The sequence below is a fragment of the Sphingomonas silueang genome, assembly GCF_040049155.1.
Lineage (GTDB): Bacteria > Pseudomonadota > Alphaproteobacteria > Sphingomonadales > Sphingomonadaceae > Sphingomonas > Sphingomonas silueang.
In genome coordinates this window covers 34,095-60,810 of sequence record NZ_JBDZDK010000009.1, presented here as the reverse complement: position 1 = coordinate 60,810, position 26,716 = coordinate 34,095, and the positions used below count along the sequence as shown (strand labels likewise).

Below are 26,716 nucleotides of genomic sequence, written 5' to 3'. Positions count from 1 at the left end.
GATCTAGGGCCTGATCCACGTGCGCGGAACCGGTACTCTGCTCCGACCGGCGCAGGATCGCGCGCTCGCGCCTGATCCACGTGCACGGAAGCGGTACCGGCCCGTTCAAATCCCCTGCGAAATCTCCACGCCCGGCACCCCCGGCACGTCGACCTCGAAGCGGAACAGGTTCCCCGCCAGCGGTTGCGCCGCCGCCGCTTCGGCGTCGTGGTGCTTGTTGGCGGTGGTGGCGAACACCGTCTTCAGGTCCGGTCCGCCGAAGGCGATCTTGGTGATCGCATCGACCGGCATCCGCACCGTCTCCAGCAGCTCGCCCTTGGGCGAATAGCGGCGGATGCCCCAGCCGCCGTACAGGCCGATCCACACGCAACCCTCGGCATCGACGCAGGGGCCGTCCGGATGGCCTTCGGCATTGGGGATCGTCGTGAACACGCGCCGGTCGGTCAGCGATCCGTCGTCGGCGATCGCGCAGGCGAAGACGTCGCCGCCCAGCGTATCGACGTGATACAGCGTCCGCCCGTCCGGGCTGACCGCCGGGCCGTTGGTGATCGCGATCCTGGGGCTGGACGCGACGCAGCGGCCGTCCGCGCCGAGGCGATAGATCGCGCCGGTCGCGGCGCTTTCGCCGTCGTCCATCGTACCGAACCACAGCCGCCCCGCACCGTCGACCGTGGCGTCGTTCAGCCGGTTGCCGGGGAGCGTCGGTTCGGGATCGACCAGCAGCTCGAACGCGCCGGTGACGGGATCGAAGCGGTGCAGCCCGGTCTGAAGCCCGGCGATGAACCTGCCGTCCGCGCTCGGCAGGACGAAGCCGCATTGTGCGGGCGCGGCCCAGCTGCGCCGTTCGTTCGTGGCCGGATCATAGCGGTGGACACGCGGCGTCTTGATGCAGCCGAACCACAGCGCGGCATCGCGCGCGACCCACACCGGCCCTTCGAGCAGCGGGGCCTGAAGATCCCAGACGCTGACCGGCTCCGAACGCTGTACCTTGCTCATCCTATCGCCACCCTGCATCCACGAAGAAACTGTGCCCGGTTATCAGCCGCGCATCGTCGGAGGCAAGGAACAGGATCATCGCGGCGATGTCGCCCGCGACCAGGCGACCGTTCAGGCATTGTGCCCTGACGATCTCCGCCTCGCCCTCCGGCGTGTACCATTGGAGCTGGCGCGGGGTGCGGACGTTGCCGGGGATGACGCAGACCGAACGGATGCCGTCGCCGCCCAGTTCGCGCGCGAGGCTGCGGGTCAGCCCTTCGATCCCGGCCTTGGCGGTCTGGTAGAGGGTCAGTTCCTCCAGCGCGAGGTGCCAGCTGATCGACCCCATGTTGACGATCACGCCGTGGCCGCGCGCCTTCATGCCCGGCACCACCGCCTGTGCCGCGAAGAACAGGTGGCGCAGGTTCACCGCCATGCGGTTGTCCCAATAGGTCTCGTCCACCTGTTCGATCGTGTGGCGATCGTCGCTGGCGGCGTTGTTGACCAGCACGTCGAATTCCCCGGCCTCGGCGATCGCGGCCTTGAGCGCGGCGATATCGGTCAGGTCGACCCGGTGGAACACCGGCGTCGGGCCGACACCCGCCAGTTCCTCGACCAGCTTTTGCGAATCCGCCTCGGCGATGTCGAAGAAGGTGACGTGCGCGCCCTGTCGCACGAACCCCTCGACCACGCCCGCGCCGATGCCCGACCCGCCGCCGGTGACGAGCACCCGCCTGCCCGCCAGCGAGGGATAGGACGCGCGGGCTTCCGGCGCGATCGGATAGGCGAAGTCTTCAGGCGACATGGGCATTTCCAGCAGAAGGAGGTGTCAGGCGGCGATCAGGCCGCGGCGCGCGAGATTGCGCATGAGGTCGCGGATACCGAACGCCCATGGGTCCGCCGCCCTGGAGGTGGTGACGGTGTTGACCAGTTCGCCGAGCGACGGCGTGGCGATGCGTACCACGTCGCCCGGCTTGTGGGTGAAGCCGCGGCCCGGTTCGTCGCGGTCCTGCACCGGCGCGAACAGCGTGCCGAGGAACAGGACGAAGCCGTCCGGATATTGGTGCTCGGACAGGGCCTGCCGCACCAGATCCTCGGGATCGCGGCTGATCTCACGCATCGTGCTGGTGCCGGTCAGGACATAGCCCTCCGGCCCGTCGATGCGCAGGTCGACCACGGCACCCCGCACCGTGTCCATGGTGAAATGGTCGTCGAACAGGCGGATGAACGGGCCGATCCCGGTCGAGGCGTTGTTGTCCTTCGCCTTGCCCAGCAGCAGCGCCGAGCGCCCCTCGAAATCGCGCAGGTTCACATCGTTGCCGAGCGTCGCGCCGACCGCCTTGCCGGTGCTGGTCGCGACGATCACGATCTCCGGCTCGGGGTTGTTCCACGACGAATCCGAACGGATGCCGACCTCGGCGCCCCAGCCGACCGTGGAGAGCACCGGGGCCTTGGTGAACACCTCGGCATCGGGGCCGATCGCGACTTCCAGATATTGCGACCACATCCCCGCCTCGATCAGCGCGGCCTTCAGTTCCGCCGCCTCGGGGGAGCCGGGCTTCACCGAACGGATGCCGCCGCCGATGCGCGCCTCGAGGTCGCCGCGAATGCCCTGCGCCGCATCGGCGTCGCCGCGCGCGCGCTCCTCGATCACCCGTTCCAGTGCGGAGACGGCGAAGGTGACGCCTGCCGCCTTCACGCATTGCAGGTCGATCGGCGACAGGATCGGCGGATGGCCGCCGCTGCCGTCGGTCAGCGACGGCGTGTCGCACACCACCGGGCCATCGAGCGAAGCGATATCCTCCAGTTCCAGCAGATCGGCGACGGTCGGCGCATGGGCCGACACGTCGATCACTTCCCCGCCGTTCAGCAACACCGGGGTGGGACCGGCGTCGAGCAGCATCCGTCCGACGAGGATCGCCTTGTCGTAATCGACCGGAAGCATCCGGCCGGCATGTTCGAGGGTCATGTCGCTTCCCTTAGTGATTGTGGCGCGGCGTCGTTTCCGACGTGCGGCGATAGTTGAGCGCGAGGTCGAGCACCCCGCCCTCGCCCAGCTGGCCGACGTTCGCGCGGTAGATTTCCTCCCACGGCGTCCGGCTGGGCGGGACCGGCGGGATGCCGTCGGCCTTGCGGCGTTCGATCTCGGCATCCGCCACCAGCATGTCGCAGCGGCCCGCGTTCAGATCGATGCGGATCGTGTCGCCGGTGCGCAGCCATGCGAGGCCGCCGCCGACCGCGCTTTCGGGCGAGGCGTTGAGGATCGACGGGCTGTCCGACGTGCCCGATTGCCGCCCGTCGCCGATCGTCGGCAGGCTCTGGATACCGCGTTGCAGGAGGGCTGCGGGCGGCTGCATGTTGGTGACTTCGGCCGATCCGGGCCAGCCGACCACCCCTGCCCCGCGGATCACGAGGATGCAGTTCTCGTCGATCGCCAGCGCGGGATCGTCGATGCGGTGGTGATAGTCGTCCGACCCGTCGAACACGATCGCCCGCCCCTCGAACACCCCTTCATGGCCGGGGCGCGACAGGTAGCGTGCGCGGAAGTCGGGGCCGATGACGCTGGTCTTCATGATCGCCACGTCGAACAGATTGCCCGACAGGACGAGGAACCCCGCCTGTTCCTTCAGCGGCTGGTCATAGGGGCGGATGACCTCGCGATCGGTGGCGGTGCGGCCCGCGACATTCTCGGCGAGCGTCCGCCCGGTGACGGTGGCGACGGTGCCATCGACCTTGCCCGCCGCGATCAGCTCGGACAGGACGGCAGGCACCCCGCCCGCACGGTGGAAGCGTTCGCCGAGGAAGCGCCCCGCGGGCTGGACGTCGACCAGCAGCGGCAGGTCATAGCCATGCTCCATCCAGTCGGACGGGTGCAGCTCGACCCCGGCATGGCGCGCCATGGCGTGCAGGTGCGGATGCGCGTTCGACGACCCGCCGATCGCGGTAATGAGCGCGATGGCGTTGAGGAACGACCGGCGCGTCAGGACCTGCGAGGGGCGCAGGTCGTCATAGGCCATCTCGACGATGCGGCGGCCCGTCTCGTACGCGATCTGCCCGCGTTCGCGGTACGGCGCGGGGATCGCCGCGCAGCCGGGGAGCGACAGGCCCAGCCCCTCGGCGATGGCGTTCATCGTCGAGGCGGTGCCCATGGTGTTGCAATGCCCTGCGGACGGCGCGGAGGCGGTGGCGGCTTCGAGGAATTCCTCCTCGGTCATCTCGCCCGCCGCCAGCTTGCGCCGCGAGCGCCAGATGACGGTGCCCGACCCGACCAGATCGCCGTCGTGCCAGCCGTCGAGCATCGGCCCGCCCGACAGCACGATCGCGGGGATATCGACGGTCGAGGCCGCCATGATCCCCGACGGCGTCGTCTTGTCGCAACCGGTGGTCAGCACCACCGCATCGATTGGATAGCCGTTGAGGATTTCGACGAGGCCGAGATAGGCGAGGTTGCGGTCGATCGCGGCGGTCGGGCGGCGGCAGTTCTCGAAGATCGGATGCGTCGGGAATTCCATCGGAATCCCGCCCGCCGCCTCGATCCCCGCCTTCACCCGCTTCACCGTCTCCAGATGGATGCGGTTGCACGGCGTCAGGTCCGATCCCGACTGGGCGATGCCGATGATCGGGCGACCGCTGGTCAGCTCCTTCGGAGTGATGCCATAGTTCATGAAGCGTTCGAGATAGAGCGCGGCCATGTCGAGCCGTCCGGGGGCGGCGAACCATTCGCGCGATCGGAACGGGCGGGCGGGGGTGCGGGTCATGCTGCCTACTGCATCGAAAGGATGCCCCGCCGCAGCGGGGCCGAAGTTTACAAACTTTACACTCATGGAGCGATCGTCGGGGGCGCTCAGCCCGGCATGTCCTCCAGCTCCTTGCCCTTCGTCTCATGGATGAACTTCTGGACGAGGAAGAAGCTGATGACCGCGCACAGCCCGTAGAAGCTGTAGGTCACGGTCAGGCCTAGGCTCGACGCCATCACCGGAAAACTCTGCGCAATCAGATAGTTGGCGAACCATTGCGCGAAGCCGCACACCGCCAGCGCCGATCCGCGCATCTGGTTGGGGAACATCTCGCCCAGCATCACCCACATGATCGGGCCCCAGCTGACGTTGAAGAACACGACATAGAGGTTCGCCGCCCACAGCGCGAGCGTGCCGAGCTGCACCGACAGCTGCAGCTTGCCCGCCGCATCCAGCGTGCCGTTGTGGAAGCAGTACACCAGCGCCCACAGCGTCACCGCCATGCCCGCCGACCCGATCAGCAGCAACGGCTTGCGCCCGATCCGGTCGACCAGCGCGATGGTGACGAAGCAGGCGGCGATCGACACCACGCCCGAGACGATGTTGATCTGAAGCGACTGGTCCTCGCTGAACCCGGCGAGCTGCCACAGCGTCGCGCCGTAATAGAAGATCACGTTGATGCCGACGAGCTGCTGGAACACCGCGAGCACGAGGCCCGCCCACACGATCGGGCGGATGCCGCCCTTCACCGGGTCCATGATGTCGCGCAGCGCGGGCTTGTGGTCCTTGCTGAACGACGCCTCGATATCGCGGATCTTGGTCTGGGCGGCGGCGGGGCCGAACAGGCGGGTGAGCACGATGCGCGCCTCGTCCAGACGGCCCTTCTGCACCAGATAGCGCGGGCTCTCCGGGATGAAGAGCAGCGCCACGAGGAACACGGCGGCGGGAATCGCCTGCATCCAGTACATCCAGCGCCATGCCTCATAGCCGCCCCACCAGAGGGCGGTGGAGGTACCGGCGGCGGCGGCCAGATAATAGTTCACGACGAACGCGGCGGTGAGCCCCGTGATGATCATGATCTGCTGGATCGTCGTCATCCGCCCGCGGATGTTGGCGGGGGCGACCTCCGAAATATAGGCGGGCGAGAGCACCGATGCGGCACCGACCGCCATGCCGCCCATGAAGCGCGCAGCGACGAACAGCAGCTGGACATGGCTGAACCCCTGGATCAGCGCACCGATCAGGAACAGCACGGCGGCCAGCATCATCACCTTGCGACGGCCCATCGCGTCCGCCAGCCTGCCCGCGAGGAATGCGCCGACGAAACAGCCGATCAGCAGCGAACCGACGGTGAAGCCCAGCCCCGCCTCGCTCAGACCGAACGCGGTCTTCAACCCCTCCTGCGTCCCGTTCACCGCGCCGCTGTCATAGCCGAACAGCAATCCGCCGATCGTCGCCACCGCGACGATCGCGATGACGAGCGCGATGTTCACGCGCTCCCCCGTCGCCTGTACCATCCCCATCCACTCCTGCATCACCGCCGTTCCAAACGGCGTGTTAGCGGTAACGGTGGCGAATTATTCCGACAAATGCAAGCGTCAGCGTGTGGCCGCGACCCGCTTTGCGGCGGCACGACGGCGCACCGGCGCGGGCACGGCGGCGGCGACCGGCGCGGGGCCGGACGATTCGCGCACGACCAGTTCATGGTCGAGCACGCGCTCCTCGACCGCCTCCCCCTGCCCCAGCCGCTGTTCGCGGATGCGCGCGATCAGCAGCTCGACCGCGGCCTCCGCCATCGCGGCGATCGGCTGGCGCACGGTCGTGATCTCGGGCCAAGTGGTGGTGGCAAGCGAGGTGTCGTCGAAGCCGACGATGCTCACGTCCTGCGGCACGTGCAGCCCGCGGCGGTGCGCGACGCTGATGACCGCCGCCGCCATGTCGTCGTTGCTCGCGAAGATCGCGCTCGGGCGGTCGGGGCGGTCGATCAGCCGCTCGCCCGCGATCATGCCCGAGCGGAAGGTGAAATAGCCCTGCTCGACCGGCATCGACGCCGGGTCCAGCCCCGCCGCCGCGACCGCCGCCGCGAAGCCGCGCCACCGTTCGCCGCTGGCACCGTTGTTGGGATTGCCGCGGATGAAGCCGATGCGACGATGCCCCTGTTCGATCAGATGCGCAGTCATCGCCCGCGCCGCCGCGAAATCGTCGATCCGCACCGCGAGGCGCCCCGGCTGCGGCACGCCGATCGCCACCGCGACCGAGGGGATGCCCGCCGCGTCCAATTCGGCGTGCACCGGGGCCGAATCCGACAGCGGCGGCGGCAGGATCACGCCCTGTACCGCCGTCGATGCGAAGCGGCGGGTCGCCTCCGCCTGCGCCTCGGCACTCTCCCCCTCGCACGGTTCGAGGACGAGGTGGCAGCCGATCCGCCGCGCGCCTTCCAATGCGCCGATCAGGAAGTTCGACAGATAGGCGAGCGAGGGGTTGGCATAGAGCAGCCCGATCTGGGTCGCGTCGCCCGCCGCAAGGTTGCGCGCGGCGCTGTTGGGCCAGTAGTTCAGCTTCTCGATCGCCTCGGTCACGGCGACGCGGGTCGATTCGCGGACGTTCGCCCCGCCGTTGACCACGCGGGACACGGTCATCGCGGAAACCCCGGCCTCGCGCGCCACATCCTGTACGGTAACGCTCCCACGGCTGCGACGGCTGGGCTTTTGCATGGGGGTCGACGGCTCCTTCGCATGCATGGTTATGCGGTGCACGATGCTTTTGCAATTGCAGCATCGGTTGACGCGGATGCAGGCGGGCGATAGCTGATAGCGCTACCATGCGACCCGGGCGTCCACGACCCGCGCGCAGCACCGTCGGGAGAGAGAATCATGATCCGCCGCGCCGCCCCCCTCGCCCTCATGCTCGCCGGACTGCTCGGCAGCGTCGCCGCCGCACCGCTCGTCGCGCAGACCCGCCCCGCCGCCGACCGACCGCTGTACAAGGATGCCGCCCAGCCGGTGACGGCGCGGGTCGAGGATCTGCTGGCGCGGATGACGCTGGAGGAAAAGGTCGCGCAGATGCTCGGCATCTGGGAGAAGAAGGGCGACATCCAGACGGCGGCGGGTGACTTTTCGGCGGAGAAGGCCCGCGCCGCCTTTCCCGACGGCATCGGCCAGATCACCCGCCCGTCGGACCGGCGCGGGGTGAGCGCGGGCAACAATGCGGCGGGCGTCGCCGCCAACCAGGTCAACCGCACCGCGCGCGAAACCGCCGACTATATCAACGCGGCGCAGCGCTGGGCGGTCGAGCAGACCCGGCTCGGCATCCCGCTGATTATGCACGAAGAGGCGCTGCACGGCTATGTCGCGCGCGGCGCGACCAGCTTTCCGCAGTCGATCGCGCTGGCGTCGAGCTTCGATCCGGCGCTGGTCGAGCGGGTGTTCGGCGTCGCCGCGCGCGAGATGCGGGCGCGCGGCGCGAACCTTGCGCTCGCCCCGGTCGTCGACGTGGCGCGCGATCCGCGCTGGGGCCGGATCGAGGAAACCTATGGCGAGGACCCGCATCTCGTGTCCGAGATGGGGCTGGCGGCGATCCGCGGGTTTCAGGGGACCACGCTGCCGCTCGGCCCCACCAAGGTCATGGTGACGCTCAAGCACATGACCGGCCACGGCCAGCCGGAGAACGGCACCAATGTCGGCCCGGCCAATATCTCGGAACGCACGCTGCGCGAGAATTTCTTCCCCCCGTTCGAGCGCGCGGTGAAGGAACTGCCGGTGCAGGCGGTGATGGCGTCGTACAACGAGATCGACGGCATCCCGAGCCACGCCAACAAATGGCTGCTGGGCGAGGTGCTGCGCGGCGAATGGGGGTATAAGGGGTCGGTCGTCAGCGACTATTTCGCGATCAAGGAACTGAACACCCGCCACAGGCTGTACGGCACCGACATGGCGGCGGCGGGCAGGCGCGCGCTCGACGCCGGGGTGGACATGGAGCTGCCCGACGCGGAGGGGTGGAAGACGCTGGCGGCGATGGTGCGATCGGGCCAGGTGCCGCAGGCGCAGGTCGATGCCGCGGTGCGCCGCATCCTGACGATGAAGTTCCAGATGGGGCTGTTCGAGAACCCCTATGTCGACGCCCGCGCGGCGCAAGCGCGGACCGCTACGCCCGAGGCGATCGCACTGGCGCGCGAGGCGGCGGTGCGGTCGATGGTGCTGCTCAAGAACCAGGGCAATCTCCTGCCGCTCGATCCGGCGAAGGTGGGGCGGATGCTGGTCGTCGGCACCCATGCCCGCGACACCCCGATCGGCGGCTATTCGGATGTGCCGAACCATGTCGTCAGCGTGCTGGAGGGGATGCAGGAGGCCGCCAAGGGCCGCTTCACCGTCGATTATGCCGAAGGCGTGCGCCTGACCCGCAGCCGCGAATGGGCGGCGGACAAGGTGGACCTCGTGCCCGAGGCGGAGAATGCGCCGCTGATCGAGGAAGCCGTGGCCAAGGCGGCGGGCGCGGACACGATCCTGCTGGTGCTGGGCCAGAACGAACAGCTCAGCCGCGAGGCATGGGCGGACGAGCATCTGGGCGACCGGCAGAAGCTCGACCTGATCGGTTCCCAGAACGAACTCGCGCGGCGGCTGTTCGCGACCGGCAAGCCGGTGGTGGTCGTGCTGCTCAACGGCGGGCCGCTGGCGGCGACGTATATCGACGCGACCGCGCCCGCGATCCTCGAGGGCTGGTATCTCGGGCAGGAAACCGGCCATGCCGTCGCCGACGTGGTGCTGGGCCGCGCCAATCCGGGCGGCAAGCTGCCGGTATCGGTGCCGCGCAGCGAGGGGCAGTTGCCGATCTTCTACAACCACAAGCCGACGTCGCGTCGCGGATACCTGTTCGAGAGCACCGCCCCGCTCTATCCGTTCGGCTACGGCCTGTCCTACACCAGCTTCGACGTGGGCGCGCCGCGCCTTGCCAAGCCGGTGATCGGGACGGGGGAGAGCGTCGCGGTGGCGGTGGACGTGGCCAATACCGGCAACCGCGCGGGTGACGAGGTGGTGCAGCTCTACGTCCGTGACGACGAGGCGAGCGTGACCCGCCCGGTGCTGGAGTTGAAGGCGTTCCGGCGCGTGACGCTGAAGCCCGGCGAGCGGCGGACGGTGACGTTCACGCTGAAGCCCGCCGACCTGTCGCTGTGGAACGTGGCCATGCAGCGGGTGGTCGAACCCGGCACCTTCACGATCAGCGCGGGCAACAGCTCGACCAGCTTGAAGGCGACGACATTGACGGTGCGCTGAGCGACGCCCGGCGGCGCGGTCGGCGCATCCCGCGACCGATCCGCGCCACCGCTCCCCGTTCGTCCCGAGCGCAGTCGAGGGACGGGCGGCAAGCGCTGCGCACGGTGTCTCGACTGCGCTCGACACGAACGGTGTTGGCGGTCGTTCTCGTGGATCGAACCGCGCGAAACGCCCCGGTCGCTTTTGCCGCCCGGCTGTGCGATGGGCGCGCGATGGCTGCAACCTATGACGTCATCATCCTCGGCGCGGGCGGCGCGGGGCTGTTCGCCGCGGGCATCGCTGCGCAGCGCGGGCGGCGGGTGCTGGTGATCGACCATGCCCCCGAACCGGGGCGCAAGATCGTGATCTCGGGCGGCGGGCGGTGCAACTTCACCAACACCGGGACCAGCTGGGACCGCTATGTCTCCGCCAATCCGCAGTTCGCGCGCTCGGCGCTGGGGCGCTATACCGCGCAGGATTTCGTCGCGCTGGTCGATGCCCATGGCATCGCATGGCATGAAAAGACGCTGGGGCAGCTGTTCTGCGACGGATCGGCGCGGCAGATCGTGGCGATGGTGCTGCACGAGGCGGCGGACGCGGAGTTGGCGCTCGGCCAGCCGATCCGCGACGTGACCCATGCCGACGCGCGCTTCACCGTCGCGTTCGGCGCGCGGCAGGCGACCGCGCCGTCGCTGGTGATCGCGACCGGCGGGCCGTCGATTCCCAAGCTCGGCGCGACCGGCTTCGCCTATGACCTCGCGCGGCAATTCGGGTTGAAGGTGGTCGAGCCGCGCCCGGCGCTCGTTCCCCTGACGCTGGCGGCGGAGGACGCGCTGTTCCGCGAACTTTCGGGCGTGGCGGCGACGGTCACGGCAAGCGCGGACGGCCCGGCGTTCCGCGAGGCGGCGCTGTTCACCCACCGTGGCCTGTCCGGCCCGGCGATCCTGCAAGCCTCATCCTACTGGCGGCACCGGCAACCGGTGACGATCGACTTCGTGCCCGACCAGCCGCCCGGCTGGCTGCTCGCCGCCAAGCGCGCGCGGCCGAAGGCTGGGATGCGATCGGTGCTGGGCGCGGCGCTGCCCGACCGGCTGGCCGAGGCGCTGGCGCTACGGATCGACGCACCGTCCGAGCTGGGCAACCTGCGCGATGCGGACCTGAGCGCGATCGAGCGGCGGCTGTCGGGCTGGCAGTTCATGCCCAGCGGCACCGAAGGCTTCGCCAAGGCCGAAGTCACCGTCGGCGGCATCGCCACCGACGGGCTGAACCAGAAGACGATGGCGGCGAGGCACCTCCCCGGCCTCTATGCGATCGGCGAGGCGGTGGACGTGACCGGCTGGCTGGGGGGCTATAATTTCCAATGGGCATGGTCGAGCGGCTGGGCCGCGGGACAGGCGGTGTGACCCGCAAGGCGTCGTTCCCGCCGGTGGTCGATGCGGCCACGCGGGTGCTGATCCTCGGCAGCCTGCCGGGCGATGCGTCGCTCAGGGCCGCACGCTATTACGCGCATCCGCAGAACCAGTTCTGGCGGCTGCTGTCGCCGGTGGTGGGCGCTGACCTGCCCGCCCTGCCCTATGACGCGCGGCTGGCGGCGTTGCTGGCGGCAGGCGTCGGCCTGTGGGACGTGGTGGCGAGCGCGACCCGGCCCGGCAGCAGCGACGCGGCGATCCGCGACGCGGCGGCGAACGATGTGGGGGCGCTGGTGGCCGGGTTGCCGAAATTGCGGCTGGTAGCGTTCAACGGCGGGACGGCGTGGAAGCACGGGCGGGCGCTGGTCGGCGGAGTGGCGACGCTGCTGCTGCCGTCGAGCAGCCCGCTGCATACGGTCGGCGTGGCGGCGAAGCAGGCGGCGTGGGATGCGATCGGGGGGTATCTTTACGCTCGACAGAGCGGCAACTGAAGCCATCGCCTCCATTGGCTTTAAGGTATTCTCAGGCACAATGGATAAGGCGAACGGTCTGTCCGTTGACCGTTCGCCTTATGAATTACCCCAGGCTACCCGCTACCCGCTACCCGCTACCCGCTACCCGCTACCCGCTACCCGCTACCCGCTACCCGCTACCCGCTACCCGCTACCCGCTACCCGCTACCCGCTACCCGCTACCCGCTACCCGCTCAATTCTTCTTTTCTACTGATTTCACAAGAGCTTCGCGCCGCCGATTAAGTTCTTTCGTATCGCGCCCGATCTGCGCGAAGTCCTTCGCATAAGGACTTCCAGCCTTGAGGTGAGGATTTCTCGGTTCAGCCATCCGTTGTTTCCTTTCATTGTGGCCGTCGAGGAGATAGTCATGGTCGGAGCGCATTCAATGCTACCTTGAGGGCCAGAAGCACCGTCGCCCGGCGCAAGCGCATCGGCGCGAAGTAAAACCGGTTTAGGCCGTGGATCGACCTTCTCCCCGGTTGCAATCGCCCCGCCCCCTGCCCCATAGCATCGCCCATGTCCGACGAACGCGAAGTCTCCGCCCTGTCCTTTGAAGATGCCCTGCGCGAACTGGAGGGGATCGTCAGCCGGCTGGAGACGGGGCAGGAGGATCTGCAGACCGCGATCGACCTCTACGCCCGCGGCGACCTGCTGCGGCAGCAGTGCGCACAGCGGCTCGATGCGGCGCAGGCGCGGATCGAGGCGATCCGGGTGGATGCCGAGGGGCGCGCCGCCACCCAGCCGTTCGACGCCAACTGATGGCGACGATCGCCCCGCCGTCGGTGTCGCTGAACGCGGCGCTGCGCGAAGTATCGGCGGAGATGGACCGCCAGTTCGACGCACTGCTCCCGGTTCCGCACGATCCGCGCGCCAACCTGTACCGCGCGATGCGTCATGCCGCGATCGGCGGCGGCAAGCGGCTGCGCCCGCTCCTCGTTTTCGCCACCGCGCGGCTGTTCGGCGTCGAGCGGGCGCGCGCCGCCCGTGCCGCGCTCGCGATCGAGTGCATCCATGTCTACAGCCTCGTCCACGACGATCTGCCCGCGATGGACGACGACGACATGCGCCGCGGCAAGCCCACGGTGCACAAGGCGTATGACGAGGCGACCGCGATCCTTGCGGGCGACTGTCTCCACGCGCTCGCCTTCGAGATCCTTGCCGAGGAGGCGACCCATCCCGAACCGCGCGTGCGGATCGAGCTGATCGCGGACCTCGCCTGCGCGTCCGGCCCGTCGGGCATGGCGGGCGGACAGGCGATGGACCTCGAGGCGGAGAACACCACCTTCGACCTGAACACCGTCACCCGGTTGCAGGCGATGAAGACCGGCGCGCTGATCGCCTGTTCCGTGGAGGCGGGGGCGATCCTCGGGCGCCTGCCCGCCGAGCAGCGCACCCCCTTGCGCGGCTATGCCCGCGATATCGGCCTGGCCTTCCAGATCGCCGACGACATCCTCGACGTCGAGGGCGACGAGGCGTCGGTGGGCAAGGCGCTGCGCAAGGACGGCGAGGCGGGCAAGGAGACGTTCCTGTCGCTCCTCGGCCTCGACCGCGCCCGCGAACAGGCGCGGCGGCTGGTCGAACAGTCGATCGAGCATCTGCGCGACTATGGCCCCGAGGCCGATCTGCTGCGCGCGATCGCCCGCTATGTGCTGGAGCGCGACCGGTGAGGATCGGCGTCTATCCCGGCACCTTCGATCCCATCACGCGCGGGCACATGGACATCATCCGGCGCGGCGCGAAGCTGGTCGACCGGCTGGTGATCGGGGTGACGACCAATCCGTCCAAGTCGCCGATGTTCACCCTCCCCGAACGCCTCGCGATGGTCGCGCGCGAGGTGGCGGAGGTGGACGGCGACATCGCGGTGGTGGCGTTCGACGCGCTGCTGATGACCTTCGCCGAGCGGCAGGGGGCGAGCGTGATCGTGCGGGGCCTGCGCGCCGTCGCCGATTTCGAATATGAATATCAGATGGCGGGCATGAACCAGCAGATCAACGACCGGATCGAGACGGTCTTCCTGATGGCCGACGTGTCGCTGCAACCGATCGCGTCGCGACTGGTCAAGGAGATCGCGATGTACGGCGGGGCGATCCATCGCTTCGTGTCGCCTGCGGTGTGCGAGGATGTGATCGCGCGGGTGGAGGTGCTGGGGCGCAAGGGGGAATAGGCGACCCGCTCCTCCCCGGCACGGGGAGGGGGACCGTCGCCGAAGGCGATGGTGGAGGGGGTTGGCCGCATACGGAACCGCTGCGTTCGGGGCGATCCCCCTCCACCATGCTGCGCATGGTCCCCCTCCCCGTGCCGGGGAGGATCTTATGCGCGCAGCCGCACCACCCACACAACGCCCAGCACCAGCGCGGCCGCCGCGCCGCCCGCCGCCAGCACCTGCCACGACGGCAGCCAGCGCCCGATCAGGTCGTTCAGCCCGTGGCCGAACCAGTAGCCGATCGACACGAAGACCGTCGCCCACACCGCCGCCGCGATCGCGTTCAGCGCCATGAACCGCGCGGTCGGCAGCCGCGTGGTGCCGATCGCGACCGGGCTGACCGTGCGCAGGCCATAGAGGAAGCGAAAGGCGAAGACGAACAGCGTCGGCCGCCGCTCGAATGCCGCCAGCGCTTTGGTGAAGGCCGGGCGCGCCTGCATCCGCTGGACGCGCGGATGGTCGCGGAACCGGCGTCCGGCGGCGAAGAACAGCTGGTCGGCGACGAACGATCCGATCGCCGCCGCCGCGATCGCCCCGGCATAGGGCAGCGCCCCGCGATGTACCATGATGCCGCCGAGCACGACGACCGTCTCCCCCTCGACGCCCGCACCGAGGAACAGCGCGGCAAGGCCGTAGCGCGCGACCAGCGCCTCGATCGTCATGGGGTGGGCTCCGGCATCGCCCACGACCGTAGCGATGCCGCGCGGCGCGTCCAGCGAAACACTTCCGCGCCGCCCGTCCGCGCGGTAAAGGCAGCGGCATGTCCGCGTCCCCCGCCCCCGCCCGCCCCGCCGCCCTCGCCCGCTGGCTGTGGAGCGTCGCCGCGCTGATCGTGCTGATGGTCGTCGTCGGCGGGATCACGCGGCTGACCGAATCGGGGCTGTCGATCACCACATGGAAGCCGATCAGCGGGATCGTGCCGCCGCTGAACGCCCAGCAATGGGAAGCGGAGTTCGCCGCCTATCGCCGCATCCCCGAATATCAGCTGCTCAACCAGGGCATGACGCTGGCCCAGTTCAAGGGCATCTTCTTCTGGGAATATCTCCACCGGCTGCTGGGCCGGGTGATCGGCATCGCCTTTGCCGTGCCGCTGGCGTGGTTCTGGCTGCGCGGCGCGATTCCGCAAGGGTACAAGGCGCGGTTGCTGGCGGTGCTGGCATTGGGCGGGTTGCAGGGGGCGATCGGCTGGTGGATGGTCGCGTCGGGCCTGTCGGTCCGGACCGACGTGTCGCACCTGCGCCTTGCCGCGCATCTGCTGACCGCGCTGTTCATCCTTGCGGGCACGGTGTGGACCGCGCTCGACCTGCGCGAACTGGCGAAGCATCCGGCGGCGGTCCCCGCGCGGCTGCGGGGCATCGGCGTGGTCGCCGGGGCCGCGCTGTTCGTGCAGCTGCTCTATGGCGCGTGGGTCGCGGGGCTGAACGCCGGGCTGGTGACGAACGAATGGCCGCTGATGAACGGGCGGTTCTTTCCTGCGCAGGAATGGCGCCTGCGCGCGCCGCTCGATGCGATGGTCAACGATCCCTATGTGGTGCACTTCATCCACCGCTGGTGGGCATGGGTCGCGGTCGCCGCGCTGATCCTGCTGGCGCGGAGCGCGAAGCGCGCCGGGCATCCGAAGGTCGCGCGCGCGATCCATGTCGCGTTCGGCGTGCAGATCCTGCTCGGCATCGCCACCGTCATGAGCGGCATGCCGATCGCGCTGGCGGCGCTGCACCAGCTGGTCGGTGCGCTGCTGGTCGTCGCCACAACATGGGGCGCGCACGCGGTCGGGCGGCGGTGATGCTGGCGCTGCTGGCGGTACAGGCGGTGGTGGCGAGCGGCTTCGCGCCGGTACCCGACACCCCCTATCGCTACCGCATCGAACAGGAGCGCGACGAGGCGGGCGTGACCCGGCGCTACGTCACCGAACGCACGATCCGCTTCGCGCGCGGCACCGACGGCTATGTCGCCGAGATGACGATCACCGCCGTCGACGGCAGCCTGTCGTCAGGCGCGGGGGCGATGTTCGAGCGTGCCTTCGCCGGGCTGCGCGGGGTGCCGATGCGCTACCGGCTGAGCGCGGCGGGTGCGGTGATCGCGGTCGAGGATCGCGCCATGCTGTGGCAGCGGCTGATCGACGGGGTGATCGCCACGGCAGGCAGCGATCCCGAACGGCAGGCGACGGTGCGGCGGCTGACCGCCCCGCTGGCGGCCATGCCCGAGGCGCAGCAGGTCGCGATGCTGGGATCGATGCTCGCCACCGTCCTCGCCCCCGATGTCGTCCGCGGGGGCACGATGGCCGAGCGCGCGATCCGGCAGGAGGGCATCGGACCGCAGGGCATCGGCACTGCGCTGAGCGGGACCGAGCGGGTGTTCGCGCAAGGGGCGCTGCTGGTCGACGAGCGGCGGCTGGCGGGTCCGGTCGCGCTGCCCGGCGGGGCGAAGGGCGAGCGGGTGAGCGAACTGACCCGCAGCGTCGATCCCGCGACCGGCTTGATCGTCGCGCAGCAGGAGGCGATCCGCCTGACCGGCCCCAGCGCCACGTCGCGCACCGTCACCCGGATCACCCGGCTGGAACCATAGGGTATCCGGATACCCGTCAGCAATCGCCCGGTTTGCTTGACTTATCGCATGGCCGCGGGCAATTGGCCTCTCGTTCGCACCGTCCCGGCATGGGGCGGGCGCGTCATATATCCGAAAGGTCCAACGCCCATGAAGGCGCTCATGAAGACCACCAAGTCGGCCAAGCCGCACGAGGTGGAGAAGAAGTGGCACATCGTCGATGCCGACGGCCTGGTGGTCGGTCGCGCGGCGACGATCATCGCCAACGTGCTCCGCGGCAAGCACAAGACGTCGTTCACCCCGCACGTCGATTGCGGTGACAACGTCGTCGTCATCAACGCCGACAAGATCCGCTTCACCTCGAACAAGGCGAAGACGAAGACCTATTACAAGCACACCGGCTATGCCGGCGGCATCAAGGCGATCACCGCCGAGAAGGTGCTCGAGGGTCGCTTCCCCGAGCGCGTGCTCGAAAAGGCCGTCGAGCGGATGATCCCGCGCGGGCCGCTGGGCCGCGAGCAGATGCGCAACCTGCGCATCTTCAAGGGTGCCGAGCATCCGCACGAAGCGCAGAACCCGCAGGTTCTCGACATCGCGGGCATGAACCGCAAGAACAAGGTGGGCGCATAATGTCCGACAACCGCCAGTCCCTTTCCGACCTCGCGAACCTGACCGGCCAGCAGGCGCCCGCCGCCCAGCCGCAGGCTTCGGCCCCGCAGGCCGATGGCGAAGCCGCCGCCCCGGTCGAGGCACCGCGTCCGACCACCCCGCTGCGCGCGCAGGAAATCGATGCCTATGGCCGCGCCTATGCGACCGGTCGCCGCAAGGACGCCGTCGCCCGCGTGTGGCTGAAGCCCGGTTCGGGAAAGATCACGATCAACGGTCGCGATCAGGAAGTCTATTTCGCGCGTCCGACGCTGCGCCTCGTCATCAACCAGCCGTTCGGCGTCGCCGACCGCACCGGTCAGTATGACGTGATCTGCACCGTCAAGGGCGGCGGCCTGTCGGGCCAGGCCGGCGCGGTCAAGCACGGCATCAGCCAGGCGCTGACCCGCTACGAGCCGGTGCTGCGCGCCCCGGTGAAGGCGGCAGGCTTCCTGACCCGCGACAGCCGCGCGGTCGAGCGCAAGAAGTACGGCAAGGCGAAGGCCCGCCGCAGCTTCCAGTTCTCGAAGCGTTAAGACGTCGTTCGGAAACGCGCCCGCAGGGGCGCGTTTCGCGGCACCGGCGCGCACGCACGGGGAGCCAAAAAGTTCCTCTTTGCGGCCAGTCGCGGTCGATTTGGGGCGGTCCGGTGTCGGGCCGCCCTTTTCGTTTGGATCACAAACGGGTAGCGAGTTCGGGACCGCACGTGTCGGCGGTATGGATAAAAGAGTTGCCATGACCTCGCGTGCCAAGACCTCGCTGCTGCCGCTCGCCGATGGCGACCTCTGGCCCGAGGAGATGCGCCGCACCCTCTCCGACAAGCTGTTCACCATCGCGTTCGGGGCGATCCAGTGGCCGTGGCTGCTGCGCAGCCTGTCGGGCGGCAAGCGCGCGGTGAAGGCGAAGCTGATCGCCGATCTGGGTCTCGCCCCCGATGCGCTGCCCAATCTGGGCAGCTGGAAGGCGGACACCGGTTATCTCTCGCTGATCGTCGACCGCATCGCCGCCGATCGTCCGCAGACGGTGGTCGAACTGGGTACCGGCGCGTCGAGCCTCGTTACCGGCGCGGCGCTGGCGAAGCATGGCGGGGGGCAGCTCATCAGCTTCGACCAGCATGCCGGGTTCGTCGATGCGACGCGCGAGTGGCTGGCCGAGCACGGCATCAAGGCCGACCTGCGCGCCGCCCCGCTGGTCGAGGCGCCGGGCGACTGGCCGGGCGTATGGTACGATATCGATTCGCTGCCCGACCGGGTCGACATGCTGCTGATCGACGGGCCTCCGTGGACGATCCACCCCTATGTGCGCGGCGCCGCCGAGGTGCTGTTCGACCGGCTGCCGGTGGGCGGCGTGGTGATGCTCGACGACGGCGCGCGTCCGGGCGAGCGGGTGGTGGCGCAACGCTGGCGCAAGCGCTGGCCGAACTTCCGCTTCGAGCTGGTCAACCGCGGGACCAAGGGGACGTTGATCGGGGTGCGGCTGTCGTAGGCGGCATTCGGACCGGCCTCGCCGATACCCCGACCGTTCGTGTCGAGCCTAGTCGAGGCACCTTGGCGCAGCGTTCGCGGCACGTCCCTCGACTTCGCTCGGGACGAACGGACCGGGGGGGGGCGGACAGCGCGCCCCCCTACCCCGCCACCGTCACCGCCTCGTCCGGCACGCCCATCTTGCGCGCGATCGTCTCGAACCGGCGGCCCTCGATCCGGATTTCGTTGAACGACGGCGGATCGTCGCGCGTGCGGGTGGACAGCGTGCCCGCGCCGATCATCCGCAGCCCGCCGCTGCCGTGCGGCACGTCGAACGGGTCGTGGACATGGCCCGACAGCACGGCATGCGCCCCCGCCGCCGCCACCGCCTCCAGCGCGCGCTGCCCGCCGCGCGTCTCGCCGCTCGACCGGGTGCCGACATCGACCAGCGGATGATGCGCGGCGATGAACACCAGATCGTCGTTCGGCACCCGCCGCATCAGCTTCAGCGTCCGCGCCAGCGCCTTCCTGCCGACATAGCCCTTCGACCAGTCCCAGCGGAACTGGAAGCGCGCGGTGGTCTTGAGCGGTACGATCGCCACGCCCTTGATCTCCAGCGGACGCTCGATCATCCGCTCCAGCCGCCGATAGCGTTTGTAGGGCCGCACGAACCGCGCGAAGAGATTGTAGAGCGGCAGGTCGTGGTTGCCGACCTCGACCGTGACCGGACGGCCAAGGCTCTCCAGCCACTCCGCCGCCGCCTCGAACTCGGCGGTGCGCGCGCGCATCGTCAGGTCGCCGGTCATGATGATCGCATCGGGCTGTTCGCGGCGGACCGCCTCGCCGAACCAGGCGATCGCCGCCTGGTCCTCCGCGCCGAAATGGACATCGCTGACGTGGAACAGGCGGATCATCGTTGGCGGGCCTCCCTTTCGGGGCCCAACGCATTGCCGCCGCAAAGTTTGCGTCGAGCCTGCGGGGCGTTAGGGAACAGCCATGGACCTCGACCAGCTGCTCCGCCATTATTTCGGCACCGACGATCCCCACGATGCCGCACTGTCCGTACAGGGCCGCGCGCACGAGGCGATCGCGATCGACTTCGGCGTGGAGCGCGATCCCGCGCGGCGGTTCGCGCTGTGGTCGCTGATGGATGCGCTCGGCTTCGCGCCGGTGCCTGCCGAGGCCTTCGCCAAGGAACCGGCGTTGCGCGCGGCGGCGGAACGCTATCTCGACGCCGCCTATCGCATCGAGCGGGAGCACGGCTGATGCCGTGGCTGCTGCTGACCGTCGCCGGGCTGCTGGAGGTCGTCTGGGCCTATTGGATGAAGCGGTCGGACGGGTTCACCAGGGTAGGGCCGACGCTCGTCACCTTCGCGACGATGTTCGCCAGCTTCGGCCTGCTGGCGCTGGCGATGAAGCGGCTGCCGCTCGGCACCAGCTATATGGTATGGACCGGGATCGGCGCGCTGGGCGCGTTCGTGGTCGGCATCGTGCTGCTGGGCGAGAGCGTGACGCCGATGCGGCTGGCGGCGGCGGCGCTGCTGCTCGGTGGGCTGGTGCTGATGAAGCTGGCGTCGTGACCCTTGCCATTCCGGCGCAGGCCGGGATGACGAAGATGGGGTAGCTGCTATACCCCCGCCCATGCCCGCTACCCCCGCATGGCCGCCCGATTCGACCCCGCGCCTGTACGTCGAGACGCCGCTCGCCCGCGACGCGCATGTCCGCTTGGACGGGGCGCAGGCGCATTACCTGCTGTCGGTGATGCGCGTGAAGGACGGCGATCCCGTCCGCCTGTTCGACGATGCGACCGGCGAATGGCTGGCGAGCGCCGCCGATGTCCGCAAGCGCGACCTGACGCTGGTCGTCGGCGACCAGCTGCGCGAACGGGAGCGCGTGCCCGACCTGTGGCTGTGCATCGCGCCGACCAAGAAGGGCCGGATCGACTGGACGATCGAGAAGGCGTGCGAGCTGGGCGTCGATCGCATCCTGCCCGTGGTCACGCGGCGGACGGTGGTCGACCGGCTGAACCTCGATCGGCTGCGTGCCCATGCGATCGAGGCGGCGGAGCAATGCGGGCGCACCGCCCTCCCCGCGCTGGCCGAACCGGTGAAGCTGCCGCAGTTCCTGCGCGATTTGCCCGAGGGCCGCACGCTGTTCTTCGCCGACGAGACCGGCGGCGTGCGCGCGACCCAGGCGATGCGCGACCATGCCGGGCCGGGCGCGATCCTGATCGGTCCCGAAGGCGGCTTTGATCCGGAGGAGCGCGACGCGATCCGCGCCCATCCACAAGCGGTCGGGGTCGCGCTCGGCCCGCGCATCCTGCGTGCCGAGACGGCGGCGGCGGCGTCGGTCGCGCTGTGGATGGCGGCGGCGGGCGATTGGTAGCCGCGCTATACCCCGATCAACCACAGCCCCCTAGCGCGGCTGCCCGCCCTCGCCTATGGCGCGGCCATGAGCACGAAGACCGTTTCGGACAGCAAGGCAGCGGTCATCGAGGACCGCGCGCAACTCGTCGACTATTTCGCGGGCGGCGAGAAACCTGCCGAGCGCTGGCGCATCGGGACCGAGCACGAGAAGTTCGTCTATCGCACCGCCGATCACCGCGCGCCGTCCTATGACGAGCCGGGTGGCATCCGCGACCTGCTGTCCGGCCTCGAACGCTATGGCTGGCGCCCGGTCGAGGAGGGTGGCCAGGTCATCGCGCTGACCGGCAGCGACGGATCGATCAGCCTCGAGCCCGCCGGACAGTTCGAGCTGTCGGGCGCGCCGCTCGAAACCCTGCACCAGACCTGCGCCGAGACCGGGCGGCACCTGCAACAGGTGAAGGCGGTGGGCGGGGAGCTGGGGCTCGGCTTCCTCGGCCTCGGCATGTGGCCCGACAAGCGGCGCGACCAGCTGCCGATCATGCCCAAGGGGCGCTACGGCATCATGCTGAACCACATGCCGCGCGTCGGCACGATGGGGCTGGACATGATGCTGCGCACCTGCACGATCCAGGTGAACCTCGATTACGCCAGCGAGGCGGACATGGTGCGCAAGTTCCGCGTGGGGCTGGCGCTGCAACCGCTCGCCACCGCGCTGTTCGCCAATTCGCCGTTCACCGAAGGGCTGCCCAACGGCCAGCTCTCCTATCGCTCGCACATCTGGTCGGACACCGATCCGGCGCGCACCGGCATGCTGCCGTTCGTGTTCGAGGACGGCTTCGGCTATGAACGCTATGCCGACTATGCGCTCGATGTGCCGATGTACTTCGTCTATCGCGACGGGCGGTACATCGATGCGGCCGGGCTGTCGTTCCGCGATTTCCTGAAGGGCGAGCTGTCGGTCCTGCCGGGCGAGAAGCCGACGATGGAGGATTGGGCCGACCATCTCTCCACCGCCTTCCCCGAAGTGCGGCTCAAGACCTTCCTCGAGATGCGCGGCGCGGACGGGGGCCCTTGGGGCCGCATCTGTGCGCTGCCCGCGCTATGGGTCGGGCTGCTCTACGACCAGGGCGCACTCGATGCCGCATGGGATCTGGTGAAGGGCTGGTCGATCGCGGACCGGCAGGCGCTGCGCGACGCGGTGCCCGCGCTGGGGCTCGACGCGCCGCTGCCGGGCGGCGGCACCCTGCGCGACGTGGCGGGCACGGTGCTCGACATCGCCGGCGCAGGGCTTACCGCCCGTGCACGCCTCAGCGCCTCGGGCGAGAACGAGAGCGGCTTCCTCGAACCGCTGCGCGAGGTGGTGCGATCGGGCAAGGTGCCCGCGCAGGTGCTGCTCGACAAGTTCGCGGGCGAATGGGCGGGCGACCTGTCGCGGGTGTACGACGAGTACAGCTTCTAGCGGGCGTTCCCGCCGGGACGATCCCTATACCCGACCGTTCGTGTCGAGCGCCGTCGAGACACCTTGGCGCAGCGCGTGCGGCACGTCGCTCGACTTCGCTCGGGACGAACGGAATGGGTTGTTTCCGCTCACCGCAACCGCCGCAGCATCCTCGGCACCGGCCCCCGCCGCGCCATCCATGCGTCATAGGCGCGATAGGCCGGGTCGAGCCGCAGGTGCCGCTCCTCGGTCCGCGCGCGCCAGTAATAGACGCCGCTGACGCACGCCAGGATCGCGGTGTTGCGCAAGGCCTGTACCCAGTCGCCGCCGGTGGTCAGCATCGGCAGCGTCGATATCCACCAGAACAGGTTCTTCGACAGATAGGCCGGATGGCGGCTCAGCCGGTACGGCCCATGCGTCAGGATGCCGCGGTTGGTGAGGTTGGAGAAGCGCAGCCCGAACGCCACCGTCGCCCAGGCATAGATCGCGGTCAGCGCCACCAGCACCGCGCCGGTCGGCCACAGCAGCCACGGCTGCCCCGCGAACCACTGGTGCCATTCGGCGGTGCCGGGGCGATAGTCGAGCAGCCCGCCGTCGGCCATCAGCACGAACGGCGGATAGCAGATCAGCGCCGCCGTCCAGCCCGCCGCATAGGGGGTGGCGCTGCGGATATGGCTGTCGAGCGGGCGCAGCGACAGGATATAGCCCGCCGTGGCGAAACCCACGTCGATCACGAACATGACGGTGATGAGCCACTGCGCCAGCGGCACGGGACCGGAGAACACCGCCGCCCGTTCGGCCCGGACGAACGCGCCGAAGCCGCCGGGCACGATCGCCAGCATGAAGGCGAGGAAGAACCCCTTGACCGCCCAGCCGCGCAGATGGCCCGCGATGGCCGCGCGATCGATCGGCTCGTCGAGGTGCATCACCCATGCGCCGAGCGCCCAGCACCCGTCCTTCGGCGCGACCAGCCGCCGGTCGATCCACAGCATATAGGGGATCGACAGCACGAACAGCGGCACCGCCGCCCAGCCGAGCAGCCACATCGCGAAGGCGAAGCTGCCCTCCCGGTAGAATCGCCCGGTCGCATAGACGGCGGCGATCAGGCCCCATGTCACCCACAGCCCGGCGAGCTTGGTCAGGCTGATCTCCAGCGTGTCGCGCCACGGCCGCACCCGGTGCCAGTCGATCCCGGTCGAGGGATTGCGATGCACCTTGTCGACCAGCAGCGACCACAGGATCATCGGCACGGCGCAGGCGACGACGTTGACCAGCGCCGCATAGGGGCCGTCCATCCCCCAGTGCCACGCCGCCGCCGACCACGCGCCCATGCCCGCCAGCCCCGCCAGCCCGACGCCGTGCGACACCGCCGATGGCGGCGGCGCGTCGGGTTCGGCTTGCACAGGCAACGACTTGTCGTGATACATGGGGCATCCGCCTTCACCCGGATCGATCGCTATCCGGTGAAGCATATCCTTTCCCAAAGGAAGTCCATGCTGCGTTTCGCGTTCGCCGCCGCCCTGCTTTCCTCCACCGCGCTCACTGCCGATGCGCAACAGATCAACCCGCCGGGCAACACCCTGCCCCAGCCGACGCCGATCACCGACACCATCCCCGCCGCGCGCGACATCGACTATCCCGGCACGATCAGGCTGGAGGTCGACGCGACCGATACGGTGCAGGGCATCTATCGCGTCAAGGAGACGATTCCCGTCGCGCGCAGCGGTCATATGGTGCTGCTGATGCCCAAGTGGCTGCCGGGCAAGCACGGCCCGCGCGGCGAGATCGAGAAGCTGGCGGGCCTCGTCGTCCGCGCGAACGGGCGCGAGCTGCCGTGGACGCGCGACGTGCTCGACATGCACGCCTTCCACATCGACGTGCCCGCGGGCGCGCGCAATCTGGACGTGCAGTTCCAGTTCCTCACCGCGACGCAGCCCGACCAGGGCCGCATTGCCGTCACGCCCGAGATGCTCAGCCTGCAATGGGAATCGGTCAGCCTGTATCCGGCGGGCTATTACACCCGGCGCATCCCGATCGAGGCCACCGTGCGCTATCCGGCGGGCTGGACCGCGGCGGCGGGGCTGCCCTCGACCGTCCAGAACGGCGTCTATCGCTACGAGCGGACCAGCTACGAGACGCTGGTCGATTCGCCGGTGCTGGCGGGCAAGTATTTCAAGCGCTTCCCGCTGACCGACCGGGTCGCCCTGAACGTCGCCGCCGACAAGCCGTCGGAACTCGCCGCCACGCCCGAACAGATCGCGGCGCACACCCGGCTGGTCGAACAGGCGGTGAAGCTGTTCGGCGCGCAGCATTACGACAAGTACGAGTTCCTGCTGTCGATCAGCGACAAGCTGGGCGGGATCGGCCTCGAACATCACCGTTCGTCGGAAAACGGCGTGGAGCCGGGCTATTTCACCGACTGGGCATCGGGTCCGGGCAGCCGCAACCTGCTGCCACACGAATTCACCCATAGCTGGGACGGCAAGTACCGCCGCGGCGCGGACCTGTTCACGCCCGATTTCCGCACCCCCATGCGCAATTCGCTGCTGTGGGTGTATGAGGGGCAGACGCAGTTCTGGGGCTATGTGCTCCAGGCGCGCTCGGGCCTCGTGTCGAAGCAGGATACGCTCGACGCCTATGCCGATATCGCCGCCGCGCTGGACGCGCGCGAGGGGCGGCAGTGGCGCCCGCTGATCGATACCACCAACGATCCGGTCATCACCGCCCGCCGCCCCAAGGGCTGGGTGAGCTGGCAGCGGTCGGAGGACTATTACAACGAAGGCCTGCTGGTGTGGATGGAGGTCGATTCGATCCTGCGCCAGCAGTCGGGCGGCACGAAGTCGATGGACGATTTCGCCCGCGCCTTCTTCGGGATGCGCGACGGCGACTGGGGCGTGCTGCCCTATACGCTGGCCGATGTGGTGAAGACGCTGAACACCATCCAGCCCTATGACTGGGCGGGGTTCCTCGACAAGCGGCTGAACGCGCGCACCGATCGCGCGCCGATCGCGGGCTTTGCCGCCAACGGCTACAAGCTGGTCTATACCGACACGCCGACCCCGTATCTGAAAGGGCGCGAGAAGAGCGGCGGCGGCGCCAACCTCAGCTATTCGCTGGGCATGACCGTATCCAAGGACGGCAAGGTCGGCGGCGTGCTGTGGGGCAGCCCGGCGTTCAAGGCCGGGTTCGAGACGGGCACGACGATCATCGCTGTCGCAGGCCAGGCCTATACCCCCGACAATCTGCGCGAGGCGGTGAAGGCCGCGAAGGGGTCGAAAGACCCGATCCGGCTGACCGTGCGCATGGACGACCAGATCCGCGAGATCGCCGTGCCGTATAACGAGGGCCTGCGCTATCCCCGCCTCGAAAAGGTCGGCGACGGCGAAAACGGGCTGGACCGGCTGCTGACCGCGAAGTGATCCGCGGCGATACCGCCCGTCCGCGTGCCGGGCGGGCGGTATCGCCATACCGGAAACTTGCAAACAAAAGCCCCTTCATCGGTCACGAATTCGCGCTAAAGGGCAGGTCTGACGGCATGGGAAACCCCATGCGCCAAGAGGGAGAAGCAGCATGCGGATCGACATGATCCCGGTGGGCGAGGACGCCCCCAACAGCCTGAACGTCATCATCGAGGTGCCGACCGGCGGCGAACCGGTGAAGTATGAGTTCGACAAGGCTTCGGGCGCGCTGTTCGTCGACCGCATCCTGCACACGCCGATGCGCTATCCGGCGAACTACGGCTTCGTGCCGCACACGCTGTCGCCCGATGGCGATCCGCTCGACGCGCTGGTCGTGTCGCGCTCGCCCTTCATCCCCGGCTGCGTCGTGCGCGCGCGTCCGATCGCGGTGCTGAACCTCGAGGACGAGGCGGGCGGCGACGAAAAGCTCGTCTGCGTGCCGGTCGACTCGACCTTCCCCTATTACAGCAACGTCGGCGAGAAGACCGACCTGCCCGAGATCGTGTTCGAGCAGATCGAGCATTTCTTCACCCACTACAAGGATCTCGAAAAGAAGAAGTGGGTCCGCATCGGCACCTGGGGCGGTGCCGAGGAAGCCAAGCGCATCACGATGGAAGCGATCGAACGCTACAAGGAGGCGAAGGCGCAGGGCGAGGAACCGCACGAATACGACGTGCCGGGCCGCTGATCCTGAAACGGGGGCACCATCCGGTGCC

Annotated in this window: 27 protein-coding genes; 17 read left to right on the top strand and 10 right to left on the bottom strand. The window is 69.0% G+C overall.

The features are described from left to right. Positions 1-105: 105 nt before the first annotated feature. From ABLE43_RS10685 to ABLE43_RS10660, 6 genes are all read right to left on the bottom strand, one after another. Positions 106-996: an SMP-30/gluconolactonase/LRE family protein gene (locus ABLE43_RS10685; RefSeq protein WP_348978488.1), complete on the bottom strand. Its 891-nt coding sequence runs from the start codon at positions 994-996 to the stop codon at positions 106-108. Between the two features lies 1 nt (position 997). Continuing rightward, positions 998-1,780, bottom strand: a complete 783-nt coding sequence (xylB, locus tag ABLE43_RS10680) for a D-xylose 1-dehydrogenase (RefSeq protein WP_348978487.1) — start codon at positions 1,778-1,780, stop codon at positions 998-1,000. Between the two features lie 24 nt (positions 1,781-1,804). Beyond that, positions 1,805-2,944, bottom strand: a complete 1,140-nt coding sequence (locus tag ABLE43_RS10675) for a fumarylacetoacetate hydrolase family protein (RefSeq protein WP_348978486.1) — start codon at positions 2,942-2,944, stop codon at positions 1,805-1,807. Between the two features lie 10 nt (positions 2,945-2,954). Further along, positions 2,955-4,733, bottom strand: a complete 1,779-nt coding sequence (locus tag ABLE43_RS10670) for an IlvD/Edd family dehydratase (protein WP_348978485.1) — start codon at positions 4,731-4,733, stop codon at positions 2,955-2,957. A gap of 86 nt (positions 4,734-4,819) precedes the next feature. Beyond that, the gene (locus tag ABLE43_RS10665) at positions 4,820-6,229 is read right to left on the bottom strand and encodes a sugar porter family MFS transporter (protein ID WP_348978572.1); all 1,410 of its coding nucleotides are present in this window, start codon (positions 6,227-6,229) and stop codon (positions 4,820-4,822) included. 81 nt (positions 6,230-6,310) lie between these two features. After that, complete coding sequence (locus ABLE43_RS10660) at positions 6,311-7,351, bottom strand: LacI family DNA-binding transcriptional regulator (protein WP_425475257.1); 1,041 nt, start codon at positions 7,349-7,351, stop codon at positions 6,311-6,313. A 234-nt stretch (positions 7,352-7,585) separates the two neighbouring features. On the opposite strand from ABLE43_RS10660, the gene ABLE43_RS10655 reads away from it, so the two are divergent. The 3 genes from ABLE43_RS10655 (at position 7,586) to ABLE43_RS10645 (ending at position 11,861) form a co-directional block, all read left to right on the top strand. After that, positions 7,586-9,982 carry a glycoside hydrolase family 3 N-terminal domain-containing protein gene (locus ABLE43_RS10655; RefSeq protein WP_348978483.1) on the top strand — a complete coding sequence of 799 codons (2,397 nt, stop codon included), beginning with the start codon at positions 7,586-7,588 and terminating at the stop codon, positions 9,980-9,982. 212 nt (positions 9,983-10,194) lie between these two features. Next, positions 10,195-11,364 carry a BaiN/RdsA family NAD(P)/FAD-dependent oxidoreductase gene (locus ABLE43_RS10650; RefSeq protein ID WP_348978482.1) on the top strand — a complete coding sequence of 390 codons (1,170 nt, stop codon included), beginning with the start codon at positions 10,195-10,197 and terminating at the stop codon, positions 11,362-11,364. Further along, complete coding sequence (locus ABLE43_RS10645; protein WP_348978481.1) at positions 11,361-11,861, top strand: DNA-deoxyinosine glycosylase; 501 nt, start codon at positions 11,361-11,363, stop codon at positions 11,859-11,861. Before ABLE43_RS10650 ends, ABLE43_RS10645 begins: the two co-directional genes overlap by 4 nt. A 215-nt stretch (positions 11,862-12,076) precedes the next feature. Here ABLE43_RS10645 and ABLE43_RS10640 read toward each other — a convergent pair whose 3' ends face one another. Next, a complete protein-coding gene (locus ABLE43_RS10640; RefSeq protein WP_348978480.1) occupies positions 12,077-12,265 on the bottom strand; it encodes a hypothetical protein in 189 nt (62 codons plus the stop codon). Positions 12,266-12,399: 134 nt separating this feature from the next. Here ABLE43_RS10640 and ABLE43_RS10635 point away from each other — a divergent pair, with 134 nt between their 5' ends. From ABLE43_RS10635 to coaD, 3 genes are read left to right on the top strand one after another with little or no spacing between them, the layout of a single operon-like run. Next, the gene (locus ABLE43_RS10635; protein WP_348978479.1) at positions 12,400-12,642 is read left to right on the top strand and encodes an exodeoxyribonuclease VII small subunit; all 243 of its coding nucleotides are present in this window, start codon (positions 12,400-12,402) and stop codon (positions 12,640-12,642) included. After that, on the top strand, positions 12,642-13,550 hold the full coding sequence (locus ABLE43_RS10630; RefSeq protein WP_348978478.1) for a polyprenyl synthetase family protein: 909 nt from the start codon (positions 12,642-12,644) through the stop codon (positions 13,548-13,550). The genes ABLE43_RS10635 and ABLE43_RS10630 overlap by 1 nt, the downstream gene beginning before the upstream one ends. Further along, positions 13,547-14,047 (top strand): pantetheine-phosphate adenylyltransferase, encoded by a 501-nt coding sequence (gene coaD / locus ABLE43_RS10625; protein ID WP_348978477.1) that lies wholly within the window; start codon positions 13,547-13,549, stop codon positions 14,045-14,047. Before ABLE43_RS10630 ends, coaD begins: the two co-directional genes overlap by 4 nt. Positions 14,048-14,193: 146 nt before the next feature. Here the strand turns inward: coaD and ABLE43_RS10620 are convergent, their stop codons facing one another. Then, complete coding sequence (locus tag ABLE43_RS10620) at positions 14,194-14,748, bottom strand: DedA family protein (RefSeq protein WP_348978476.1); 555 nt, start codon at positions 14,746-14,748, stop codon at positions 14,194-14,196. Between the two features lie 98 nt (positions 14,749-14,846). Between ABLE43_RS10620 and ABLE43_RS10615 the strand changes: the two genes are divergently transcribed. The 5 genes from ABLE43_RS10615 (at position 14,847) to ABLE43_RS10595 (ending at position 18,760) form a co-directional block, all read left to right on the top strand. Beyond that, positions 14,847-15,869, top strand: coding sequence for a COX15/CtaA family protein (locus tag ABLE43_RS10615; protein WP_348978475.1), 1,023 nt, complete (start codon positions 14,847-14,849; stop codon positions 15,867-15,869). Then, positions 15,869-16,651 (top strand): hypothetical protein, encoded by a 783-nt coding sequence (locus ABLE43_RS10610; protein WP_348978474.1) that lies wholly within the window; start codon positions 15,869-15,871, stop codon positions 16,649-16,651. The genes ABLE43_RS10615 and ABLE43_RS10610 overlap by 1 nt, the downstream gene beginning before the upstream one ends. Positions 16,652-16,780: 129 nt before the next feature. Further along, positions 16,781-17,260, top strand: a complete 480-nt coding sequence (gene rplM / locus ABLE43_RS10605; RefSeq protein ID WP_348978473.1) for a 50S ribosomal protein L13 — start codon at positions 16,781-16,783, stop codon at positions 17,258-17,260. Beyond that, the gene (gene rpsI / locus ABLE43_RS10600) at positions 17,260-17,811 is read left to right on the top strand and encodes a 30S ribosomal protein S9 (protein WP_348978472.1); all 552 of its coding nucleotides are present in this window, start codon (positions 17,260-17,262) and stop codon (positions 17,809-17,811) included. Before rplM ends, rpsI begins: the two co-directional genes overlap by 1 nt. 199 nt (positions 17,812-18,010) lie before the next feature. Then, positions 18,011-18,760: a class I SAM-dependent methyltransferase gene (locus ABLE43_RS10595; RefSeq protein WP_348978471.1), complete on the top strand. Its 750-nt coding sequence runs from the start codon at positions 18,011-18,013 to the stop codon at positions 18,758-18,760. A gap of 139 nt (positions 18,761-18,899) precedes the next feature. On the opposite strand, the gene ABLE43_RS10590 is transcribed toward ABLE43_RS10595, so the two are convergent. Beyond that, positions 18,900-19,652 (bottom strand): metallophosphoesterase family protein, encoded by a 753-nt coding sequence (locus ABLE43_RS10590; protein ID WP_348978470.1) that lies wholly within the window; start codon positions 19,650-19,652, stop codon positions 18,900-18,902. Positions 19,653-19,734: 82 nt separating this feature from the next. Here ABLE43_RS10590 and ABLE43_RS10585 point away from each other — a divergent pair, with 82 nt between their 5' ends. From ABLE43_RS10585 to ABLE43_RS10570, 4 genes are all read left to right on the top strand, one after another. Then, on the top strand, positions 19,735-20,004 hold the full coding sequence (locus ABLE43_RS10585) for a hypothetical protein (protein ID WP_348978469.1): 270 nt from the start codon (positions 19,735-19,737) through the stop codon (positions 20,002-20,004). Then, on the top strand, positions 20,004-20,318 hold the full coding sequence (locus ABLE43_RS10580) for a DMT family transporter (protein ID WP_348978468.1): 315 nt from the start codon (positions 20,004-20,006) through the stop codon (positions 20,316-20,318). The genes ABLE43_RS10585 and ABLE43_RS10580 overlap by 1 nt, the downstream gene beginning before the upstream one ends. Before the next feature lie 61 nt (positions 20,319-20,379). Then, positions 20,380-21,123: a 16S rRNA (uracil(1498)-N(3))-methyltransferase gene (locus ABLE43_RS10575; RefSeq protein WP_348978467.1), complete on the top strand. Its 744-nt coding sequence runs from the start codon at positions 20,380-20,382 to the stop codon at positions 21,121-21,123. Positions 21,124-21,189: 66 nt separating this feature from the next. Further along, positions 21,190-22,563 carry a glutamate--cysteine ligase gene (locus ABLE43_RS10570; RefSeq protein ID WP_348978466.1) on the top strand — a complete coding sequence of 458 codons (1,374 nt, stop codon included), beginning with the start codon at positions 21,190-21,192 and terminating at the stop codon, positions 22,561-22,563. A gap of 128 nt (positions 22,564-22,691) precedes the next feature. Here the strand turns inward: ABLE43_RS10570 and ABLE43_RS10565 are convergent, their stop codons facing one another. Then, positions 22,692-23,969, bottom strand: coding sequence for a methyltransferase family protein (locus ABLE43_RS10565; RefSeq protein ID WP_348978465.1), 1,278 nt, complete (start codon positions 23,967-23,969; stop codon positions 22,692-22,694). A gap of 66 nt (positions 23,970-24,035) precedes the next feature. Here ABLE43_RS10565 and ABLE43_RS10560 point away from each other — a divergent pair, with 66 nt between their 5' ends. Together ABLE43_RS10560 and ppa are read left to right on the top strand one after the other, a co-directional pair. Further along, positions 24,036-25,961, top strand: a complete 1,926-nt coding sequence (locus tag ABLE43_RS10560) for a M61 family metallopeptidase (protein ID WP_348978464.1) — start codon at positions 24,036-24,038, stop codon at positions 25,959-25,961. Positions 25,962-26,112: 151 nt separating this feature from the next. Further along, positions 26,113-26,688 carry an inorganic diphosphatase gene (gene ppa, locus ABLE43_RS10555; RefSeq protein ID WP_348978463.1) on the top strand — a complete coding sequence of 192 codons (576 nt, stop codon included), beginning with the start codon at positions 26,113-26,115 and terminating at the stop codon, positions 26,686-26,688. Positions 26,689-26,716 lie beyond the last annotated feature (28 nt).

Excerpts from the sequence above, each read along its gene's own strand:
- ABLE43_RS10685 (WP_348978488.1), bottom strand. The coding sequence starts at position 996 with ATGAGCAAGGTACAGCGTTCGGAGCCGGTCAGCGTCTGGGATCTTCAG.
- xylB (WP_348978487.1), bottom strand. The coding sequence starts at position 1,780 with ATGTCGCCTGAAGACTTCGCCTATCCGATCGCGCCGGAAGCCCGCGCG.
- ABLE43_RS10675 (WP_348978486.1), bottom strand. The coding sequence starts at position 2,944 with ATGACCCTCGAACATGCCGGCCGGATGCTTCCGGTCGATTACGACAAG.
- ABLE43_RS10670 (WP_348978485.1), bottom strand. The coding sequence starts at position 4,733 with ATGACCCGCACCCCCGCCCGCCCGTTCCGATCGCGCGAATGGTTCGCC.
- ABLE43_RS10665 (WP_348978572.1), bottom strand. The coding sequence starts at position 6,229 with ATGGTACAGGCGACGGGGGAGCGCGTGAACATCGCGCTCGTCATCGCG.
- ABLE43_RS10660 (WP_425475257.1), bottom strand. The coding sequence starts at position 7,351 with ATGACCGTGTCCCGCGTGGTCAACGGCGGGGCGAACGTCCGCGAATCG.
- ABLE43_RS10655 (WP_348978483.1), top strand. The coding sequence starts at position 7,586 with ATGATCCGCCGCGCCGCCCCCCTCGCCCTCATGCTCGCCGGACTGCTC.
- ABLE43_RS10650 (WP_348978482.1), top strand. The coding sequence starts at position 10,195 with ATGGCTGCAACCTATGACGTCATCATCCTCGGCGCGGGCGGCGCGGGG.
- ABLE43_RS10640 (WP_348978480.1), bottom strand. The coding sequence starts at position 12,265 with ATGCGCTCCGACCATGACTATCTCCTCGACGGCCACAATGAAAGGAAA.
- ABLE43_RS10635 (WP_348978479.1), top strand. The coding sequence starts at position 12,400 with ATGTCCGACGAACGCGAAGTCTCCGCCCTGTCCTTTGAAGATGCCCTG.
- ABLE43_RS10630 (WP_348978478.1), top strand. The coding sequence starts at position 12,642 with ATGGCGACGATCGCCCCGCCGTCGGTGTCGCTGAACGCGGCGCTGCGC.
- ABLE43_RS10620 (WP_348978476.1), bottom strand. The coding sequence starts at position 14,748 with ATGACGATCGAGGCGCTGGTCGCGCGCTACGGCCTTGCCGCGCTGTTC.
- ABLE43_RS10615 (WP_348978475.1), top strand. The coding sequence starts at position 14,847 with ATGTCCGCGTCCCCCGCCCCCGCCCGCCCCGCCGCCCTCGCCCGCTGG.
- ABLE43_RS10610 (WP_348978474.1), top strand. The coding sequence starts at position 15,869 with ATGCTGGCGCTGCTGGCGGTACAGGCGGTGGTGGCGAGCGGCTTCGCG.
- rplM (WP_348978473.1), top strand. The coding sequence starts at position 16,781 with ATGAAGGCGCTCATGAAGACCACCAAGTCGGCCAAGCCGCACGAGGTG.
- rpsI (WP_348978472.1), top strand. The coding sequence starts at position 17,260 with ATGTCCGACAACCGCCAGTCCCTTTCCGACCTCGCGAACCTGACCGGC.
- ABLE43_RS10595 (WP_348978471.1), top strand. The coding sequence starts at position 18,011 with ATGACCTCGCGTGCCAAGACCTCGCTGCTGCCGCTCGCCGATGGCGAC.
- ABLE43_RS10590 (WP_348978470.1), bottom strand. The coding sequence starts at position 19,652 with ATGATCCGCCTGTTCCACGTCAGCGATGTCCATTTCGGCGCGGAGGAC.
- ABLE43_RS10585 (WP_348978469.1), top strand. The coding sequence starts at position 19,735 with ATGGACCTCGACCAGCTGCTCCGCCATTATTTCGGCACCGACGATCCC.
- ABLE43_RS10580 (WP_348978468.1), top strand. The coding sequence starts at position 20,004 with ATGCCGTGGCTGCTGCTGACCGTCGCCGGGCTGCTGGAGGTCGTCTGG.
- ABLE43_RS10575 (WP_348978467.1), top strand. The coding sequence starts at position 20,380 with ATGCCCGCTACCCCCGCATGGCCGCCCGATTCGACCCCGCGCCTGTAC.
- ABLE43_RS10570 (WP_348978466.1), top strand. The coding sequence starts at position 21,190 with ATGAGCACGAAGACCGTTTCGGACAGCAAGGCAGCGGTCATCGAGGAC.
- ABLE43_RS10565 (WP_348978465.1), bottom strand. The coding sequence starts at position 23,969 with ATGTATCACGACAAGTCGTTGCCTGTGCAAGCCGAACCCGACGCGCCG.
- ABLE43_RS10560 (WP_348978464.1), top strand. The coding sequence starts at position 24,036 with ATGCTGCGTTTCGCGTTCGCCGCCGCCCTGCTTTCCTCCACCGCGCTC.
- ppa (WP_348978463.1), top strand. The coding sequence starts at position 26,113 with ATGCGGATCGACATGATCCCGGTGGGCGAGGACGCCCCCAACAGCCTG.